The sequence below is a fragment of the Gordonia amicalis NBRC 100051 = JCM 11271 genome (assembly GCF_000332995.1).
GTDB classification, from domain to species: Bacteria; Actinomycetota; Actinomycetes; order Mycobacteriales; family Mycobacteriaceae; genus Gordonia; species Gordonia amicalis.
This window is the reverse complement of record NZ_BANS01000004.1, coordinates 90,080-107,759: the sequence shown is the minus strand read 5'-3', so window position 1 is coordinate 107,759 and position 17,680 is coordinate 90,080. Positions and strand designations below refer to the sequence as shown.

The 17,680-nt window shown below is 68.2% G+C and carries 16 protein-coding genes; 4 read left to right on the top strand and 12 right to left on the bottom strand.

Going from position 1 to position 17,680, the window contains the following annotated elements:
* Positions 1-128: 128 nt before the first annotated feature.
* The 11 genes from GOAMI_RS02825 to hrcA form a co-directional block, all read right to left on the bottom strand.
* A complete protein-coding gene (locus GOAMI_RS02825; RefSeq protein WP_006434875.1) occupies positions 129-1,985 on the bottom strand; it encodes a pyruvate kinase in 1,857 nt (618 codons plus the stop codon).
* Positions 1,986-2,037: 52 nt separating this feature from the next.
* Positions 2,038-3,456, bottom strand: coding sequence for a YhgE/Pip domain-containing protein (locus tag GOAMI_RS02820; protein WP_006434874.1), 1,419 nt, complete (start codon positions 3,454-3,456; stop codon positions 2,038-2,040).
* Positions 3,457-3,529: 73 nt separating this feature from the next.
* Complete coding sequence (era, locus tag GOAMI_RS02815; protein ID WP_006434873.1) at positions 3,530-4,459, bottom strand: GTPase Era; 930 nt, start codon at positions 4,457-4,459, stop codon at positions 3,530-3,532.
* Positions 4,452-4,796, bottom strand: coding sequence for a cytidine deaminase-like protein (locus tag GOAMI_RS02810; protein ID WP_006434872.1), 345 nt, complete (start codon positions 4,794-4,796; stop codon positions 4,452-4,454). Before GOAMI_RS02810 ends, era begins: the two co-directional genes overlap by 8 nt.
* Positions 4,793-6,220, bottom strand: a complete 1,428-nt coding sequence (locus GOAMI_RS02805) for a hemolysin family protein (protein ID WP_006434871.1) — start codon at positions 6,218-6,220, stop codon at positions 4,793-4,795. The genes GOAMI_RS02810 and GOAMI_RS02805 overlap by 4 nt, the downstream gene beginning before the upstream one ends.
* A gap of 2 nt (positions 6,221-6,222) precedes the next feature.
* Positions 6,223-6,804 carry an rRNA maturation RNase YbeY gene (ybeY, locus tag GOAMI_RS02800; protein ID WP_006434870.1) on the bottom strand — a complete coding sequence of 194 codons (582 nt, stop codon included), beginning with the start codon at positions 6,802-6,804 and terminating at the stop codon, positions 6,223-6,225.
* Positions 6,801-7,889, bottom strand: coding sequence for a PhoH family protein (locus GOAMI_RS02795; protein ID WP_006434869.1), 1,089 nt, complete (start codon positions 7,887-7,889; stop codon positions 6,801-6,803). Before GOAMI_RS02795 ends, ybeY begins: the two co-directional genes overlap by 4 nt.
* A 169-nt stretch (positions 7,890-8,058) precedes the next feature.
* A complete protein-coding gene (locus GOAMI_RS02790; protein ID WP_006434868.1) occupies positions 8,059-8,853 on the bottom strand; it encodes an alpha/beta hydrolase family protein in 795 nt (264 codons plus the stop codon).
* Positions 8,850-9,599 (bottom strand): 16S rRNA (uracil(1498)-N(3))-methyltransferase, encoded by a 750-nt coding sequence (locus GOAMI_RS02785; protein WP_006434867.1) that lies wholly within the window; start codon positions 9,597-9,599, stop codon positions 8,850-8,852. The genes GOAMI_RS02790 and GOAMI_RS02785 overlap by 4 nt, the downstream gene beginning before the upstream one ends.
* Entirely contained in the window at positions 9,596-10,750 is a 1,155-nt protein-coding gene (gene dnaJ / locus GOAMI_RS02780) for a molecular chaperone DnaJ (RefSeq protein WP_006434866.1), read from the bottom strand. Before dnaJ ends, GOAMI_RS02785 begins: the two co-directional genes overlap by 4 nt.
* Before the next feature lie 171 nt (positions 10,751-10,921).
* The gene (gene hrcA / locus GOAMI_RS02775) at positions 10,922-11,956 is read right to left on the bottom strand and encodes a heat-inducible transcriptional repressor HrcA (protein WP_006434865.1); all 1,035 of its coding nucleotides are present in this window, start codon (positions 11,954-11,956) and stop codon (positions 10,922-10,924) included.
* 105 nt (positions 11,957-12,061) lie between these two features.
* On the opposite strand from hrcA, the gene GOAMI_RS02770 reads away from it, so the two are divergent.
* Positions 12,062-12,556, top strand: a complete 495-nt coding sequence (locus GOAMI_RS02770; RefSeq protein ID WP_006434864.1) for a type II toxin-antitoxin system VapB family antitoxin — start codon at positions 12,062-12,064, stop codon at positions 12,554-12,556.
* An 84-nt stretch (positions 12,557-12,640) separates the two neighbouring features.
* Here GOAMI_RS02770 and hemW read toward each other — a convergent pair whose 3' ends face one another.
* Entirely contained in the window at positions 12,641-13,852 is a 1,212-nt protein-coding gene (hemW, locus tag GOAMI_RS02765) for a radical SAM family heme chaperone HemW (protein WP_006434863.1), read from the bottom strand.
* Between the two features lie 397 nt (positions 13,853-14,249).
* Here hemW and GOAMI_RS02760 point away from each other — a divergent pair, with 397 nt between their 5' ends.
* From GOAMI_RS02760 to cysD, 3 genes are read left to right on the top strand one after another with little or no spacing between them, the layout of a single operon-like run.
* A complete protein-coding gene (locus GOAMI_RS02760; protein WP_040004523.1) occupies positions 14,250-15,992 on the top strand; it encodes a nitrite/sulfite reductase in 1,743 nt (580 codons plus the stop codon).
* On the top strand, positions 15,989-16,741 hold the full coding sequence (locus tag GOAMI_RS02755) for a phosphoadenylyl-sulfate reductase (protein WP_006434861.1): 753 nt from the start codon (positions 15,989-15,991) through the stop codon (positions 16,739-16,741). Before GOAMI_RS02760 ends, GOAMI_RS02755 begins: the two co-directional genes overlap by 4 nt.
* Positions 16,738-17,679 carry a sulfate adenylyltransferase subunit CysD gene (gene cysD / locus GOAMI_RS02750; protein WP_040004522.1) on the top strand — a complete coding sequence of 314 codons (942 nt, stop codon included), beginning with the start codon at positions 16,738-16,740 and terminating at the stop codon, positions 17,677-17,679. Before GOAMI_RS02755 ends, cysD begins: the two co-directional genes overlap by 4 nt.
* Position 17,680: the final 1 nt, after the last annotated feature.

Here is a 17,680-nt window from a genome sequence, read left to right as displayed (position 1 = left end):
ACACGCCCCAAGACCGCAGCAGACCAGCCCCCTCACACGCCCCGAGACCGCAGCAGACCAGCCCCCTCACACGCCCCAAGACCGCAGTAGACCAGCCCCTCACACACGCCCCGGGACCACCAGTGACGTCAGTCCAAGCCGATGTCGAAAGAGGTCAGGGGTCGCAGCAGCGACCGCTTCTTCTCGACGTGACCGCCCATCCGGTCGAGGATCGAGGTCAGCGCTTCGATGGCCTCGACGATGTAAGGGCCCTTGTTGAGCATGACCCCCTCCGCGCGGCGGCTCATCGCGGCGTCGGTGACCTCCGCGCGCGTCGGCACGCCTGTCTTCGCCAGACCGTCGAGCACCTGCGTCGCCCACACGACCGGGATGTGGGCGGCCTCGCACAGCCAGAGGATCTCCTCCTGGACCTCGGCGAGCCGCCCGAAACCGACCTCGACGGCGAGGTCTCCGCGCGCGATCATCACCCCGACCTCGTCCCACCGCATCGCCTCGAGCAGCATCTGCGGCAGCGATTCGAACGCGGCGCGGGTCTCGATCTTGAGGACGATCCCGACGTTCCGGGCGTCGAGGCGCTCGAGTTCGGCGATGAGGTCGGCGACATCCTCCGGCGACCGGACGAACGAGTAGTTGACCATGTCCGCGTGCGTCGCCACGAACTCGAGAGCCGCGCGGTCATCCGGTGTCAGCGCGGGAATGTGGAGGGTCGTGTCCGGGAGGTTGACGCCCTTCTCCGCACGCAGTTTGGAACCCTTCGGGCCGGCGCGTTCGACGTCGACGACGATCTCGTCGTCGAGCCTCTCACGCACCCGTCCGGCGATCTTCCCGTCGTCGAACAGCACCCGGTGTCCGGGCTCCACGTCGTCGAAGGCGTCTCCGAGTTCACACCCGATCCGATGCGGCCCGACCCTGGTCGCGGGCATGGGCGACAGGTCGCGCCGGAGTCGGATCTCATCGCCGGTGCGGATCAGCAGATGCTGTGGCTTCTCCGGCAGTTCACCGATGACGAGTGTTCCGCCGCCGAACCGTTTGACCCTGATCGACGCGCCCGTCCGGTAGTAGACGGTGCGGTCGCATTCGGCGTCGATCCCGTCCTCGGAGACCCCGACGACGTCGAGGCGTCGACGCCGGCCCCGCGCATCGCGCAACACGAGCCGGTCACCGTCGGACAGGCTGCCGAGGTCGTCCACCGGGATTACCGCATCGATACCGTCGGGAAGGTCGTGCTCGGCATCGTGGGGGGTTGTGCTCAACCGCACCCGTGACCGCCGTTCGACGGTCCCGTCGTCGGCGCGAACGGGTTTGACCTTCACGACCTTCGGTCCCGGCTCGAGCGGCCCGGTCCGGAGTTTGGGTCCGGCCAGGTCCATAGCCACGCGCACCCGTCCGGGGAGTGCACGCACCGACTCGATCATCCGCGCCCATTCCGCGGGTCCGTCGTGGGCGCAGTTCACCCGCGCCACATCCATGCCGGCCGCGCCCATGCGTCGCACCAGGTCCGGCTCGTCGGCGGCCTGCGTCGGCATCGTGACCATCACCCGACTCGTCCGCTCACCGTGCTCGTCGCCGGACCGATCGGCGGTGACGTCGTCGACCCCGCCGGGGTGCACACTCCCCAGCAGTCGGTCCCGGTTGGCGCTGAGAACCCGCACGCCGTCGGAGAGATCGCCCCAGATCGGTTGTCGCCGTCGGCCTTCGGCGAGTGCGTCAACGGTTTCGATGACCGTCTCGATCCAGGAGTAGACGATCGACTCCATCCGGCCGAGACTCGACAGCCCGTGAGCGGCCATCGACGCCTGCAGCGGTCGCAGGTCACGACGACGGACGGTGACGTAATGCACGAGATTGCGTGCACTCTGCCGATGCTGTACGGCGACCGCGGAGATCAGCGGACCGGCGTGCTTCTCCGCGCGGTCGAGCTCGTCTCGCAGGTCGTGCAGAGCGTCCGACATCTCCTCGATCGACATCTCCACCGGGAACCCCATGCCTCCACCCTGCCAGGTTTCCGCCTCGGGGGGCGCGGCGACAGCGGCCTGCTCATCCAGCGTTCACGATCTTGTCGAGTTTGGGCGGCAGCGTCATGCCCCCCGGGTAGCGGTGCCAACCCTTGCGGTCGTAGTACTTGGTGCCGAGCAGACCCAGCAGGACACCGATGCACAGTCCGATCAGGCACTGGACGACCGACCGCGCGAGCCCCGCCGACAGGTCGGCGTCGAAGTACAGGACCGACCGCACCCCGAGGTAGATGACGTGCATCGGTTCGATCGCGGCGATCCACTCGAAGATCCGCGGACTGGCCTCCAGCGGCAGGGTCCCGCCCGACGACGGCAGGCCGAAGACCACGAAGAACAGGAGGTTGAACAGCAGACCGGCGTTGCCGAAGACGGCCATCATCGCGCTCGCGCTCACGCCGACGGCGAAGATGCCGAGGATCGAAATCACCCACAGCACGAAGGCATTCGGCAGGGACGTGCCCACCCAGGCGCCCACCACGATGAACAGGGTCGAGAGGACCACCGCGACGAGGAACATGATCGTCCACTTGGCGGCGAGGGTCGCCCAGCGGCTGATCGCCAGACGTTCACGGAGTTGGTAGAACGGGCCGTACTCGATGGGCGTCTGACCGAGCATGCCGTCGACGACGATGCTCACCATCATCGCGCCGGTGAAGCCGGCGAGCACCAGGAGAAGCGTGAGGTAGAACGCCGACAGTCCGTTTCCGGCACCCTGGGGCAGCGGCGTGGGCTCCGACACCGAGACCGCGACCGGATCGGCCAGCGCGAGCTGTGCGGCACCGGTGAACGTGACGTCGTTGCGGTCGAGCTGATCTCGGACCTGTGCGGTCAGCTGCGCGCCGACCTCGGCGTTGACCCGCTCGGTCAGTTGCTCGGCGAAGGTCGAGGTGATCGACGACGCGAAAGCGCCCGAGCCGCGGTTGATGAAGATGTCGATCGCCGGACGCGTGGGCTGCGCCGGAAGGACCGTCGAACGTCCCAGCGCGACTGCGCGATTGGTGAAGTTCGAGCCGATGACGACGACGCCGTACACCTTGCCGCTGTTCAGTTCACCGATCGCGGTCGAGCGGTCGGTGCGCCGGACGACGATGCCGCTGTCAGCGGCCGACGAGATGATCCCGTTCGCGACCTCGTTCCCGATGTTCTGCTCGGTGGCCTTTCCGTCCGCGCCGGTCACCTCACCGCCGGAGTCCTCGTTGACGAGGGCGACCGGGAAGTCGTGGAGGTGGCGTTGCGGGTCGACGACGGCCGACATGTAGAGCGCGGCCATGAGGGAGAACAGCACCGCCACGAGGACCAGTGGGGCGAGCCAGAACCGGGGTGACCCGAGTACGCCGGCGATCGTCCGGCCGGTCGGCTGTTCGACCTCGGGTGCCTCATGGGCTCCGCGACCAGTGTCGGCGTCGGAGTCCGAGACCTTGTGCGACTCGTGCGTTCCCATCGACGTACCTCCCCCGCAGGCGCGTGCCCGCCGTCTGAACACCGTCGCGAGGACGGTGCCGGCATTCTCTCCTCTAGAAGCCCAGTCGGCGTAGCTGCTTGGGGTCGCGCTGCCAGTCCTTGGCGACCTTCACGTGCAGATCCAGGTACACCTTGGTCCCCAGCAGCCGCTCGATCTGTGCGCGCGCAACTGTACCGACCTCTTTCAGACGCGCCCCCTTGCGCCCGATGATGATGCCCTTCTGGCTGTCCCGTTCGACGAAGAGCACGGCGTGGACGTCGACCATCGGCGGCTGGTCCGGGCGCCGGTCCTCGCGATCGATGACCTCCTCGATGACCACGGCGAGCGAATGCGGCAGTTCGTCGTGGACGCCTTCGAGGGCGGCCTCGCGGATGAATTCCGCCATCAGGACCTGCTCGGGTTCGTCGGTGAGCTCACCGTCGGGATAGAACGCCGGACCTTCCTCCATCAGACCGACGAGCACGTCGCTGAGGACGTCGAGCTGCTTGCCGGACTTCGCCGACACGGGGACCACCTCGGCGTCCGGGCCGAGGATCTCGGAGAGCGCCACGAGCTGCTTGGCAACCTGCTCGGGACCCACCCGGTCGATCTTGGTGACCACGCCGAGAAGTGTGGTGCGCGGGGCCATCTCGCGGACCTGGGAGATGATCCAGCGGTCACCCGGGCCGATCGCCTCGTCGGCCGGGATGCACACACCGATCACGTCGACCTCGGAGTACGTGTCGCGCACCAGGTCGTTGAGCCGCTGCCCCAGCAGCGTGCGGGGCCGGTGCAGTCCCGGGGTGTCGACGAGGATCAGCTGGGCGTCGGGCCGGTTGACGATTCCGCGGATCGTGTGGCGGGTGGTCTGCGGCCGGTTGGAGGTGATCGCGATCTTCTCCCCCACCAGCGCGTTGGTGAGCGTCGACTTGCCGGTGTTGGGGCGCCCGACGAAACAGACGAAACCGGAGCGGAATTCAGGAGCGGAGCCGGACTCAGACATCGGCGCCACCGAGTCGCTGCTGCGGCCGCCCGGCGGCATCGGTGACGTACGCGTAGGCCTGCGGACTCAGTTCGTGCAGGGTCGCGAGACCGGGATCGTCGGCGTCGCCGTTGACCAGGACGGCCGCCTCGAAGGAGCCGGCCCCGCTCGAGATCGCCGAGGCGACCGCGACCTGCAGACCGCTGAGTGTGAGGGTCTTGGTGCGGACCTCGGCACCCGCGTAGGTCCGACCGTCGCCGTCGCGAACGGCGGCTCCCGATCGCGCTTCGGCACGCGCGAGCGCGCCGCGAGCGAGCACCACGAGCTTCTGATCCTCGTCTGCGAGGGTCTCGGTCACTGATTCATCCTTGCTGTCGTCTGCTCGTGTGTACTGCGATGGGATTCGTCCTCGTGTTCACGCGCCGCGGTGCGGTCATGACGTCCGGAACGGCCGGAGTGCCCACGACCGCCCGAGGATTCGTGCCGCTGCGGGTCCGGTCCGTCGGCGCCCTCCCCGGGTACCCGGGTGACGAGGACGGTGATGATGCGTTGGCGCCCCTTGCGATTGGGACCGCCCTCCGCGACGAGCTGCAGGCCGTGGGACTTGACCCGGGCGCCGGGGAGCGGGACGCGGCCGAGTTCGAGTGCGACGAGTCCACCCACCGTCTCGACCTCTTCCTCCTCGATCTCGACGTCGAACAGCTCACCGAGATCCTCGACCGGAAGACGCGCCGACACCCGGTACGACCCGTCGCCGAGGTCCTCGACCGGTGCGAGTTCGTCGGTGTCGTACTCGTCGGTGATCTCACCGACGATCTCCTCGAGCACGTCCTCGATCGTCACCAGGCCGGCGATGCCACCGTATTCGTCGACGAGGATCGCCATGTGGTTGCGCGTGAGCTGCATGTCGGCGAGGACCTTGTCGAGCGGTTTGGAGTCCGGGATGAACTCGGCGTCGCGCATGATCTCGGAGACGCGCAGCGTGGTGGGGTCGGTGCGTTTGGCGACCGTCCGTTCGACCATGTCCTTGAGGTACACGATCCCGAGCACGTCGTCGGTGTTCTCGCCGATGACCGGGATACGCGAATGTCCCGACCGGGTCGCGAGGTTGGTGGCCTGCAGGACGTTCTTGTCGGCCTCGATCCAGACCATCTCCGGACGTGGCACCATGACCTCGCGCGCGCTGGTGTCGCCGAGGTCGAACACCGAGTGGATCATCCGGCGCTCGCCGGCCGCCACCACTCCGCGGGCCTCGGCGAGGTCGACGACCTCACGCAGCTCGATCTCGGTGGCGAACGGGCCGTTCCGGTAGCCGCGACCCGGGGTCAGCGCGTTACCGATGAGGATGAGCAGCCGCGTCACGGGCTTGAGCAGGATGCCCAGCGCGAACAACAGATACGACATCGACAGTGCGATGGTGTACGCGTGCTGCCGGCCCAGGGTGCGCGGCCCGACGCCCATGGCGACATAGGAGATGACCGTCATCGCGGTGATGGCGACGACGAGTCCCCAACCGACGCCGAGCCATTCGGCCGCGGACAGGGCGATGAGTGCGGCGGCCGCGGTCTCGCAGACCACGCGCAGCAGGACCACGAGTCCCACGTAGGTGGCGCGGGCGTCGAGGATGATCGCGAGGCGTCGTGCACCGCCGCGGCCCTCCCGGACCATGTCGTCGACGCGGGCGTTCGAGACGGTGGACACGGCGGTGTCGACGGCGGCGAACAGTCCGCCGAGCCCGATCAGAACGACTGCGGCCACGATGAACCAATAGTCGGAGGACACGCTCAGTCCTCCTCGGACCGTCCGGTCGCCCCCGCGTCCCCGGTTCCCTGTTCGGTCCCGGTGAATCCGATGTTGGACAGCAACCGCGAATCACGATCGGTCTGCCGCTGTTCCTGCGCGCGTCGGTTCCGCTCGGCATAGAACGCGTCGAGGATCTCGTTCTGCAGCCCGAACATCTCGCGCTCTTCCTCGGGTTCGGCGTGGTCGTAGCCGAGGAGATGGAGCACACCGTGGATGGTGAGCATCGCGAGCTCGTGTTCGAAGGACCTGCGCGCCTCGCGGGCCTGCTTCCGTGCGAACTCGGGGCACAGGACGATGTCGCCGAGGATGGCCGGTCCCAGATCGGTGGCGTCGGGTCGGCCGCCCGGGACGAGCTCGTCCATCGGGAAGCTCATCACGTCGGTGGGTCCGGGCAGGTCCATCCACTGCACGTGCATGTCGGCCATGGTGTCCTCGTCGACGCAGAGGACCGACAGGAGCGCGCCGGGGTTGACGTCCATCGCGTTCACGGCGAAACGTGCGGCGTCGATGATCAGCTCGGCCGGGACCTCGACCCCGGACTCGTTGGCCAGTTCGATGCTCATGAGCGACGTCCGTGGGAAGCCGCACGACGCGCCGCGCGGTTGCCGCCGATCGCGGTATCGATGCGTGCACCGGCTCGCTGGGATTCCTCCGCGCGCCCGTAGGCGTCGACGATGTCGGCGACCAGACGATGCCGGACGACGTCCTGGCTGGTGAGACGGGAGAAGTGGATGTCGTCGATGCCCTCGAGGATCGCGGTCGCCGCCATCAGGCCGCTCTTCGCGCCGCCCGGCAGGTCCACCTGGGTGACATCGCCCGTGACGACGACCTTGGAGCCGAAGCCCAGGCGCGTCAGGAACATCTTCATCTGTTCGCTCGTCGTGTTCTGCGCCTCGTCGAGGATGATGAAAGCGTCGTTGAGGGTCCGCCCGCGCATGTAGGCCAGCGGCGCAACCTCGATGACCCCGGCGGCCATCAGCTTCGGGATCGCCTCGGGGTCCATCATGTCGTGCAGCGCGTCGTAGAGCGGGCGCAGGTACGGGTCGATCTTCTCGCTCAACGTGCCCGGCAGGAAGCCGAGACGTTCGCCGGCCTCGACGGCGGGACGAGTGAGGATGATGCGGTTGACCGACTTCGACTGCAGCGCCTGCACGGCCTTGGCCATCGCGAGGTAGGTCTTGCCGGTACCGGCCGGCCCCAGACCGAAGACGATGGTGTGGTTGTCGATCGCGTCGACGTAGTGCTTCTGGTTCAGCGTCTTGGGTCGGATCGTCTTGCCGCGGCGCGACAGGATGTCCAGCGACAGCACCTCGGCGGGCGACTCCTGGCTGCCGTCGGAGAGCATCGACACGCTGTGCCGGACGAGGTCCGGGGTCAGCGGGGTGCCACGTCCGACGAGGTCGGTGAGTTCGGCGATGACACGTTCGGAGGCGGCGACATCGGCGGGCTCGCCGGTCAGCGTCACCTGGTTGCCACGCACGTGGATGTCGGCGGGCAGCAGCTGCTCGAGCGTCCGAAGGTTGACGTCACTGGCGCCGAGCAGCCCGAACACCACTCCGGGAGAGACTTCGACGGTGGATGTGACCCCAGACCGGCGCGGCTGCGTACGGCTGGATTGCGCGCTCGGGTCGGGGTTGTCGTCACTCACGTATGAAATCACTCCTGGTGGTCTGCGGTTGTGGGCTGCGCGTCCGTCACCTCACAGTGAGAATTCACTGAAGGAAACACACAGCTGTGTGAACAGTGTATCGCTATGCAACGGCCGGTCAGCAGGCAATATTTCTCAGCACGGCCACGTCACCGCCGGACCGCGTGCTTCAGATCCCCAGGACCCGGATCGTCTGCCGGGCGCACCCGGTGCCCGGGTCGACGAAGGCCTCGTGACCTTCGCCCGGTACGACGATCAGTTCGGCCGACTGTCCGCGGGAGATCGCGTCGTCGACGTAGCGGCGGCTCACCACGTCGGGTACCAGGTCGTCCTCGTCGCCGGTGATCGCGACCACGTGCGCGTCGAAGACCGGCGCGAGCAGAGGCGAGGCCTCCTCGTAGCGGCGCGGCGACTCACTGTACGGCCGCCCCATGAGGGCCCGCAGGGATTGTTTGTCCGCCGCGGAGACCGTGTCGAGGACCGCCGCCTGGGCGACGACGGTGGTGATGGTGGTCGAGGCGGTCCGCGCCCCCAGCTTGCCGACGGCCCACACCGCGAGCTGGCCGCCGGCCGAATGCCCGACCACGCCGACTGTGGAGAAGTCGACCGCGGCGAGATCGACCTCCTGCTCCTGCAGCGCCTCGCGCACCGGGCCGTCGAGGGCACGGATCGCGCCGACCACATCGCGGCCGGTGTTCGGCCAGCCGCCGCCGGGCTCCCCGACGCGGCGATACTCGATGTTCCACACGACCGCGCCGCGCTCGGCCATCGTGCGGGCGACCGCGGTCTGGATCGTGGAGCCGTACTCCACCGACCACGAACCGCCGTGGACGAGCACGACCACACGGGCCGGGGTGGCGGGGTCGAGAACGTCACGCGGCACGTAGAGGTGGCCGAATTGTGAAAGCTCGGTGCCGTATTCGATCTTGGTGCGGCGCACGGCGCAGCGTCGGACGGCACTCACCGCGACCACCGTCGGGTCAGCACGCCGATCGCACCCAGCGCGACGGCTGCCGCCGTGGAGGTCCGCAGGACCTCCGGGCCGAGCACCACCGAATGCGCGCCGAGAGCTGTGAGGTCGGCGACCTCGGTGTCGTCGAGTCCGCCTTCGGGACCCACGACGAGCACGATCTCGCTCGCATCGGCGAGCGGCAGTTCGGCAAGGGGCCGGGCGGCCTCCTCATGCAGCACGGCGACGACTCCACCGCCGGCGACCGCGTCGGCACACCGCGCGCGGACGTCGATGGTCGAGGCGAGCTCGGCGACCTCGGGGATCCACGGCCGTCGACTCTGCTTCGCGGCGGCCGACGCGGCGGCCCTCCACTTGGCAACACCCTTGTCCGCCTTGCCCGTCCATCGGGCGACACAACGCATGGCCTGCCACGGCACGATGACGTCGACGCCCGCTTCGGTCGCGAGGTCGACGGCGAGTTCGGACCGTTCGGACTTCGGCAACGCCTGGACGACGGTCACCTGCGGGGTGGGGCGCGCCTGGAACGAGAACTCACGCACCGAGGCGACGAGGGTGTCCTTCCCGGTGATCTCCCGGATCTCGCACCCGGCGACCGAACCGGCGCCGTCCCCGACGAGGATGCGCTCCCCCGCCCCAAGCCGTGCGACCGTCACCGCATGCCGGCCCTCTGGCCCGCTGAGAACGAGGTCGGCTCCCGGGGCGGGGACGGAGTCCGCCCAGAAAAGCGGTGGGCTCACTTGCCCGCGAACGCGTTGCGCAGTCGTGAGAAGAGGCCGCCCGGGGCGGACGCGGCCGAGGTGTTGACCACCTCGATCTCGTCCTGCGCCACCGTCTTGAACTTCTTGAGGGCGTCGGTCTGGGCACCGTCGAGCTTGGTCGGGACGACCACGTCGAGGTGGACGTGCAGGTTGCCGCGGACACCGGCGCTGACGTGCGGCATGCCCTGGCCGCGCAGCTTGACGACCTGACCGGGCTGCGTTCCCGGAGCGATCGTGACGGTGACCGGGTCGCCGAGGATGGTCTCGACGTCGAACTCGGCGCCGAGCGCGGCGTCGACCATCGGCACCTTCACCGTGCAGTGCAGGTCGTCCTTGTCACGCAGGAAGACCTCGTGCGGGCGTTCGGTGACCTCGACGTAGAGATCGCCGGCGGGCCCGCCTCCGGGACCGACCTCGCCCTGACCGCTGAGGCGGACCCGCATGCCACTCTCGATACCGGCCGGGATGCGGACGGTCATGGTGCGGCGCGAGCGCACACGCCCATCGCCGCCGCACTTGTGACAGGGGTCGGGGATGACCTCGCCGACGCCGTGACAGGTGGGGCACTCGCGCACGGTCATCACCTGACCGAGGAACGACCGCTGCACCGACTGGATCTCGCCGGCCCCGTTGCAGGTGTCGCAGGCAACCGGCTTGCTGTCGCCGTTGGTTCCCGACCCGGTGCACGCGTCGCACAGGATCGCGGTGTCGACCGTGATCTCCTTGTTGACGCCCTTGGCACACTCGGCGAGATCGAGTTTGACGTTGACCAGCGCGGGCTCACCCGGCTGGACGCGCGAGCGGGGACCGCGCCCCGAGCCGAATCCGCCGCCACCGAAGGCGCCGCCGTTGCCGAAGAACGCCTCGAAGACGTCGCCGAAGCCGCCGCCACCCCCGCCGAAACCGCCGGCGCCCGCACCCGCCAGGGGATCGCCTCCGGCGTCGACGATGCGACGCTTCTCCGGATCGGTCAGCACCTCGTAGGCGGTGCTGACTTCCTTGAACTCGTCTTCCTTGCCCGGGTTGACGTCGGGGTGCAGTTCGCGGGCCTTCTTGCGGTAGGCGCGCTTGAGCTCCTGGTCACTGGCACCCTTCGCCACACCCAGGATTGCGTAATAGTCACGTGCCACGGTTGTAGTGATCCTTCGGTTCAGTTTGGTACCCAAGCGGTCTCGGGTGATGCCCGCGCGGTGCGTGCCTCATCGGGATGGACGTACGTCCGCGCGGTACGCAGTGGAACCACTCGATTCTGCCGACGACCGGTCGAGGCCCTCACCCGACGTCCGTCGCCGGGGCGGCGGTCATCGTTCGGCGAGCACCTCACCGATGTATTTGGCAACGGCTGCGACCGAGGCGATGGTTCCCGGATAGTCCATTCGTGTGGGGCCGAGCACACCGACGCCGCCGAACACGGTTCCCGATGCACCGTACCCTGTGGACACCACCGAGGTTCCACGCAGGTTCTCGGTCTGCGTCTCTTCTCCGATCTGCACGGTGACCTGGCCCATGTCCTGCGTCGTGGCGAGGATCTTGAGCACGACGACCTGCTCCTCGAGTGCTTCGAGGACGGTGTCCATGCCGCCGACGACGGGCGTGAAGTCGGCCGCCGACCGCGCGAGGTTCGAGGTGCCGCCCAACACGAGACGGTCGTCGCCGCGTTCGACGAGGGTCTCGACGAGAACCATCACGATGTTGAGGACCGCGCCGCGGATGTCGTCGGGTGCGGAGTTGGCGAGTTCCGCGACCGCCGCCGACGCTTCTTCCAGTCGTTTGCCGTGGAGTGCCGCGGAGAACATGTCGCGCAGGCGCGCGATGTCCCCCTCGTCGTGATCCTCGTTCAGCGCGACCATGCGCTGTTCGACCCGGCCGTTGTCGACGATCACCACGAGCAGCAGTCGCGACGGCGAGAGGGACACGACCTCGAGATGCCGAACGCGCGAAACCGACAGGACCGGGTACTGGATGACCGCCACCTGACGGGTCAGCTGGGCCAGCAGCTTCACCGAGCGCCGCAGCACGTCGTCGAGGTCGACTCCGGAGTCGAGCACCGACAGGATGGCCCGTCGTTCGGCGGAGGAGAGCGGTTTGATCTCGCTGATGCGGTCCACGAACATCCGGTAGCCCTTGTCCGTGGGGACACGGCCGGAGCTGGTGTGCGGCTGGGTGATGTACCCCTCGGCCTCGAGCACCGCCATGTCGTTGCGAACGGTGGCGCTCGACACCCCTAGCTGATGTCGTTCGACGAGTGCCTTCGATCCGATGGGCTCCTGCGATTCGACGTAGTCGGTCACGATCGCGCGGAGGATCTCGAACCTACGGTCGTCCGTAGTGGACACGCGGTACACCTCCTGATCCGAGTCCCGGTCCATGGAGTTGGGCCATAGAGTCGGGTACGTCCCATACTGGGTAGGTTCCATACTACGAAACCGGCGCGGAGTCACATGATCTTCAAGGGGGTACGGGAGGGTAAGCCCTATCCCGACCACAAGCTGTCGACGCGGGGCTGGGCGAAGATCCCGCCGCGTCAGCTGCGGCTCGACCAGCTGATCACGCTGACCAAGGTCTTGGCCCTGGACAAGCTGCTGAGCGAGGACTCGACGTTCTACGGCGACCTGTTCGCGCATGTCGTGCGCTGGGAGGGCGAGCTCTACCTCGAGGACGGACTGCATCGCGCCGTGCGCTCGGCGCTGCGGAACCGCAACATCATCCACGCGCGCACCCTCGACCTCGACGCCCTCGATCTCTCCGAGGGCGCCCGCCCTCTGGAGGAGCAGCTCGATGACACCGCCGAGATCCCGGCGCGTCCCCGCGTCGTCGACGTCCCGTCCGAACCGGTCCGGCCGAACCGTGGCGCCGACGATCCGCACAGCGGCGGCGGCGCCCATCGTCGAGGCCCCCAGTCCACGGGCTGGACGAGGCCGACTCGCCCCTGGTAGCCGGCGAGATCCACCACTTTTCGCCGAACCCACCCCGCGACGCGGCGGTGGATCTGCCGAAAAGTGGAGGGTTTGCGGAGCGGGTCAGCCCCAGAGGACGCAGCGGATCACACCGTCGGCGAGGAGCCGGCCGGCGTCGGTGAGGACGTAGGCGTCCCCGGTCGAGGTGAGCAGGCCGTCGGCGCAGAGTGCGTCGGCGTTCGCGCGTTCGGTGTCGTCGAGCAGCCCGCCCGGCAGTCCGGTACGGCACCGTGTGGTGAGCATGACCGCCTCCATGTGGCGGTCCTCGGCGGTGAGTTCCTCCGACGACGCGGCGGGCAACACACCCTCACCGAGCGTCTGCGCATAGCGCGCCGGATGCTTCACGTTCCACCAGCGCACCCCGTTGACATGCGAGTGCGCGCCGGGACCGATCCCCCACCAGTCGTGACTGTTCCAGTAGGCGATGTTGTGCCGGCACGCACCGGCGTCGTCGAGTGCCCAGTTCGACACCTCGTACCAGCCGAAACCGTTGGCGCTCAACCGGTCGTCGAGGATCTTGTAGCGGTCGGCGAGGACGTCGTCGTCCGGTGCGGGCATCTCGCCGCGCCGGATTCGGCGCGCCAGGGCCGTGCCGTCCTCGACGATGAGCGCGTAGGCCGACACATGGTCGACACCCGCGGACAGCACGGCGTCGAGGGTGGCGTGCAGGTCGGCGTCGGTCTCGCCGGGCGTGCCGTAGATCAGGTCGAGGTTGACGTGTTCGAAGCCGGCCGCCCGGGCCTCGCGCGCCGCGGCGACCGCCCGTCCCGGCGTGTGGACCCGGTCGAGGACCTTGAGGACATGCTGGGCCGCGGACTGCATGCCGAGCGAGATCCGGGTGAACCCGGCGGCGCGCAGCTGCTCGAAGAACTCCGGCGACGTCGACTCCGGGTTCGACTCGGTGGTGACCTCCGCGTCGGGAGCGAGGTCGAAGTGGGCGCGCACCGCGTCGAGCAATCGCGTGAGACCGTCGGCACCGAGCAGCGACGGCGTGCCGCCGCCGACGAAGATCGTCGACACCTTCCTCGCCGGCTGCAACAGCCGCGCGGCCGACTCCAGTTCCGCGGCCACGGCCTGCTGCCACGACTCCGGCGACGACGTCGAACCCAGCTCCCCCGCGGTGTAGGTGTTGAAATCGCAGTAGCCGCAGCGGGTGGCACAGAACGGGACGTGCAGGTAGAGACCGAACGGCACCTCGGGGTCGACGTCGCGGCAGGCCCCGGCGACGAGCTCGGTGGTGAGCTCTCGGGCGGGCGCTTCGATGTCGACGTTCACCGTTCCATCATGCCGACCTCGGCGTCTGCACCGAAATCGTCGCGTTCTGTCCCCCTCGTCGGTGGGGCCGGGGAACAACCAGGCGGCCGGGCTGCTTGACCGGCTCAGGTAGGACCTCCGGCCCCGCCGGCACCGGCGCGTTTCCATCATCATGATGGAAAATAACCCCAAGTAGACGAGGCGATGATGGTCGTGGCACTATGGACCCCGTGATTTTCCCCGGGGTGTGGCTCGCAGCGCGTCGCCACATTGATCTCAAGCGCGTCAACAGCGCTTTCTGTCGCGTCTAGCGACGTCTCGGCCCCGATTGATCCCTGAATCCAGGGATGCCGGCACGTTTCAGCCCACCTTTTCGTGCGATTGAAGCCGGCCCCTGTGCGCCGGCACAGGAGATTTCATGACGTCCACAACTGATGCCCCAGCTGTGCCCGATGCCGTTCCCGCTCCGGCCGCCGAGAAGCGAACTCGTCCCGCCCGCAAGGCGCGCCCGGTCAAGCGCCGCGCCGAAGGCCAGTGGAAGCTCGGTTACCGCGAGCCGCTGAACCCGAACGAGCAGGTCAAGAAGGACGACAACCCGCTCAACGTGCGCGCCCGCATCGAGAACATCTACTCCAAGCAGGGTTTCGACTCCATCGACAAGCAGGACCTGCGCGGCCGGATGCGCTGGTGGGGCCTCTACACCCAGCGCGCCGAGGGCTACGACGGCACCTGGACCGGCGACGAGAACATCGACCTCCTCGAAGACAGCCACTTCATGATGCGCGTGCGCTGCGACGCCGGCGCGCTGAACGTCGAGCAGTTGCGCACGCTCGGCGAGCTCTCCACCGAGTTCGCCCGCGACACCGCCGACCTCTCCGACCGCCAGAACGTCCAGTACCACTGGATCCGGATCGAGGACGTCCCGACGATCTGGGAACGTCTCGAAGGTGTCGGACTCAAGACCACCGAGGCCTGCGGCGACTGCCCCCGCGTCGTGCTGGGCTCGCCGCTCGCCGGTGAATCCCTCGACGAGGTCCTCGATCCCACCCCGGCCATCGACGAGATCGTCCGTCGCTACATCGGCGACCCGAAGTACTCGAACCTGCCGCGCAAGTTCAAGACCGCGATCTCGGGCCAGCAGGACGTGGTGCACGAGATCAACGACGTCGCCTTCGTCGGCGTCGTACATCCCGAGCACGGCCCGGGTCTCGACCTCTGGGTCGGTGGCGGACTGTCCACCAACCCGATGCTCGCCCAGCGCGTCGGCGCCTGGGTCCCGCTCGACGAGGTGCCCGACGTGTGGGAGGCCGTGGTCTCGATCTTCCGCGACTACGGATACCGACGTCTCCGCGCCAAGGCCCGTCTGAAGTTCCTCATCAAGGACTGGGGCATCGAGAAGTTCCGTCAGGTGCTCGAGGACGAATACCTCGGCCGCAAGCTGATCGACGGCCCGGCTCCGGAACAGCCCGAGCGCCCGATCGACCACATCGGTGTGCAGAAGCTGCGCAACGGACTGAACGCGATCGGCTTCTCCCCCATCGCCGGCCGCGTCTCGGGCACCATCCTGACCAAGACCGCCGAGGCCGTCGCCGCGGTCGGTTCCGACCGCGTCCGCTTCACCCCGTATCAGAAGCTGATCGTGCTCGACGTCCCCGACGACAAGGTGGACTGGCTGATCGACGAGCTCAAGCCGCTCGGTCTGCACGGCCGCCCGACGCAGTGGCGACGGAATCTCCTGGCGTGCAGCGGTATCGAATTCTGCAAACTCTCGTTCACCGAGACCCGCAAGCGGTCGCAGGTCCTCGCCCCCGAGCTGGACGAGCGGCTCGCGGACATCAACTCGCAGCTCGACGTGCCGATCACGGTGAACATCAACGGCTGCCCCAACTCCTGCGGACGGTCGCAGATCGCCGACATCGGTTTCAAGGGACAGCTCGTCGAGGACGCCGACGGCAACCAGACCGACGGCTTCCAGGTCCACCTGGGCGGCAGCCTCGGCCTGGACTCCGGTTTCGGTCGCAAGCTGCGCCAGCACAAGGTGCTCGGCACCGAGCTCGGCGACTACATCGAACGCGTGGTCCGCAACTTCGTGGATCAGCGCGAAGAGGGTGAACGGTTCGCGCAGTGGGCCGTTCGCGCCGACGAGGAGGCACTCCGATGACCATCAGCACCACGGCGCCGGCCACCGGCCGCCGCCACAGCGAGGACGAACTCCGCGCGATCGCGGCGAAGGGCGCGGCCGACCTCGGTCCCGAGGCCACCCCGGAGGAACTGATCCGCTGGACCGCGGAGACCTTCGGCACGAACTTCGTCGTCGCGTCGAACATGCAGGACGCCGCCCTCGTCGATCTCGCGGTCAAGAACGTCGACCGCGAACTCCTCGGCGGCGACCCGGTCAAGGTCCTGTTCCTCGACACCGGCTACCACTTCGCCGAGACCATCGGCACCCGTGACGCCGTCGAGCAGGTGTACGGCGTGGACATGGTCAACCTGACCCCCGAGCACACCGTCGCCGAACAGGACGAACTGTTGGGCCGCAACCTCTTCGCACGCGACCCCGGTGAGTGCTGCCGGTTGCGCAAGGTCGTCCCGCTCAAGGCGGGTCTGGCGGGTTACGACGCCTGGATCACCGGCATCCGCCGCGTCGAGGCGCCGACCCGGGCCAATGCGCCGCTCATCTCGTTCGACGAGGGCTTCGGGCTCGTCAAGATCAACCCGATCGCACCGTGGTCCGACGAGACGATGCAGGACTACATCGACTCCAACGGAGTGCTGGTCAACCCGTTGGTCGACGAGGGCTACCCCTCGATCGGTTGTGCACCGTGCACCGCCAAACCCGAACCCGGATCCGATCCGCGCAGTGGCCGCTGGGCCGGCCGCGCCAAGACAGAATGTGGGCTCCACGCATGACCGTCACCGAACCCGTCCACGACGCAACCGTCTCCGCCGAGGCCGACGACTTCACCACGCTCGACGCCCTCGAATCCGAGGCCATTCACGTCTTCCGTGAGGTGGCAGGCGAATTCGAGCGCCCGGTGATCCTCTTCTCCGGCGGCAAGGACTCCACCGTCCTGCTCCACGTCGCACTCAAGGCGTTCTGGCCTGCGCCGCTGCCGTTCTCGCTGCTGCACGTCGACACCGGCCACAATCTGCCCGAGGTCCTCGAGTTCCGCGACAACGTCGTCGAGCGTCACAACCTGCGGCTCCACGTCGCCAAGGTCGAGGACTACCTCGCCGACGGCCGGCTGACCGAGCGCCCCGACGGCGTCCGCAACCCGCTGCAGACCATCCCGCTGCTCGACGCGATCACCGAGAACCGCTTCGACGCGGTCTTCGGCGGTGGCCGCCGCGATGAGGAGCGGTCGCGCGCCAAGGAGCGGATCTTCTCGCTGCGCAACGCCTTCGGCCAGTGGGATCCGAAGCGTCAGCGTCCCGAGCTGTGGAATCTCTACAACGGCCGGCACGCACCGGGCGAGCACGTGCGCGTGTTCCCGCTGTCGAACTGGACCGAGCTCGACATCTGGCGCTACATCGCGCGCGAGCAGGTTCTGCTCCCCTCGATCTACTACGCCCATGAACGTGACGTCTTCCTGCGGGACGGCATGTGGATGACCCCCGGCGTCTGGGGTGGGCCCCGTGAAGGCGAAGAGCTGCAACGTCTCTCGGTGCGCTACCGCACCGTCGGCGACGGCTCGTCGACCGGCGCGGTGCTCTCCGACGCCGCCGACAACGAGGCCGTGCTCGACGAGGTGGCCGCGTCGCGGCTGACCGAGCGCGGCGCCACCCGTGGCGACGACCGGGTCTCCGAGGCCGCCATGGAAGACCGCAAGCGCGAAGGATATTTCTGAC

Bases quoted from the DNA above. Each gene is read 5' to 3' on its own strand.
- GOAMI_RS02825 (WP_006434875.1), bottom strand. From the start codon at position 1,985: ATGGGGTTCCCGGTGGAGATGTCGATCGAGGAGATGTCGGACGCTCTG.
- GOAMI_RS02820 (WP_006434874.1), bottom strand. From the start codon at position 3,456: ATGGGAACGCACGAGTCGCACAAGGTCTCGGACTCCGACGCCGACACT.
- era (WP_006434873.1), bottom strand. From the start codon at position 4,459: ATGTCTGAGTCCGGCTCCGCTCCTGAATTCCGCTCCGGTTTCGTCTGT.
- ybeY (WP_006434870.1), bottom strand. From the start codon at position 6,804: ATGAGCATCGAACTGGCCAACGAGTCCGGGGTCGAGGTCCCGGCCGAG.
- GOAMI_RS02770 (WP_006434864.1), top strand. From the start codon at position 12,062: ATGATCTTCAAGGGGGTACGGGAGGGTAAGCCCTATCCCGACCACAAG.
- GOAMI_RS02760 (WP_040004523.1), top strand. From the start codon at position 14,250: ATGACGTCCACAACTGATGCCCCAGCTGTGCCCGATGCCGTTCCCGCT.
- GOAMI_RS02755 (WP_006434861.1), top strand. From the start codon at position 15,989: ATGACCATCAGCACCACGGCGCCGGCCACCGGCCGCCGCCACAGCGAG.
- cysD (WP_040004522.1), top strand. From the start codon at position 16,738: ATGACCGTCACCGAACCCGTCCACGACGCAACCGTCTCCGCCGAGGCC.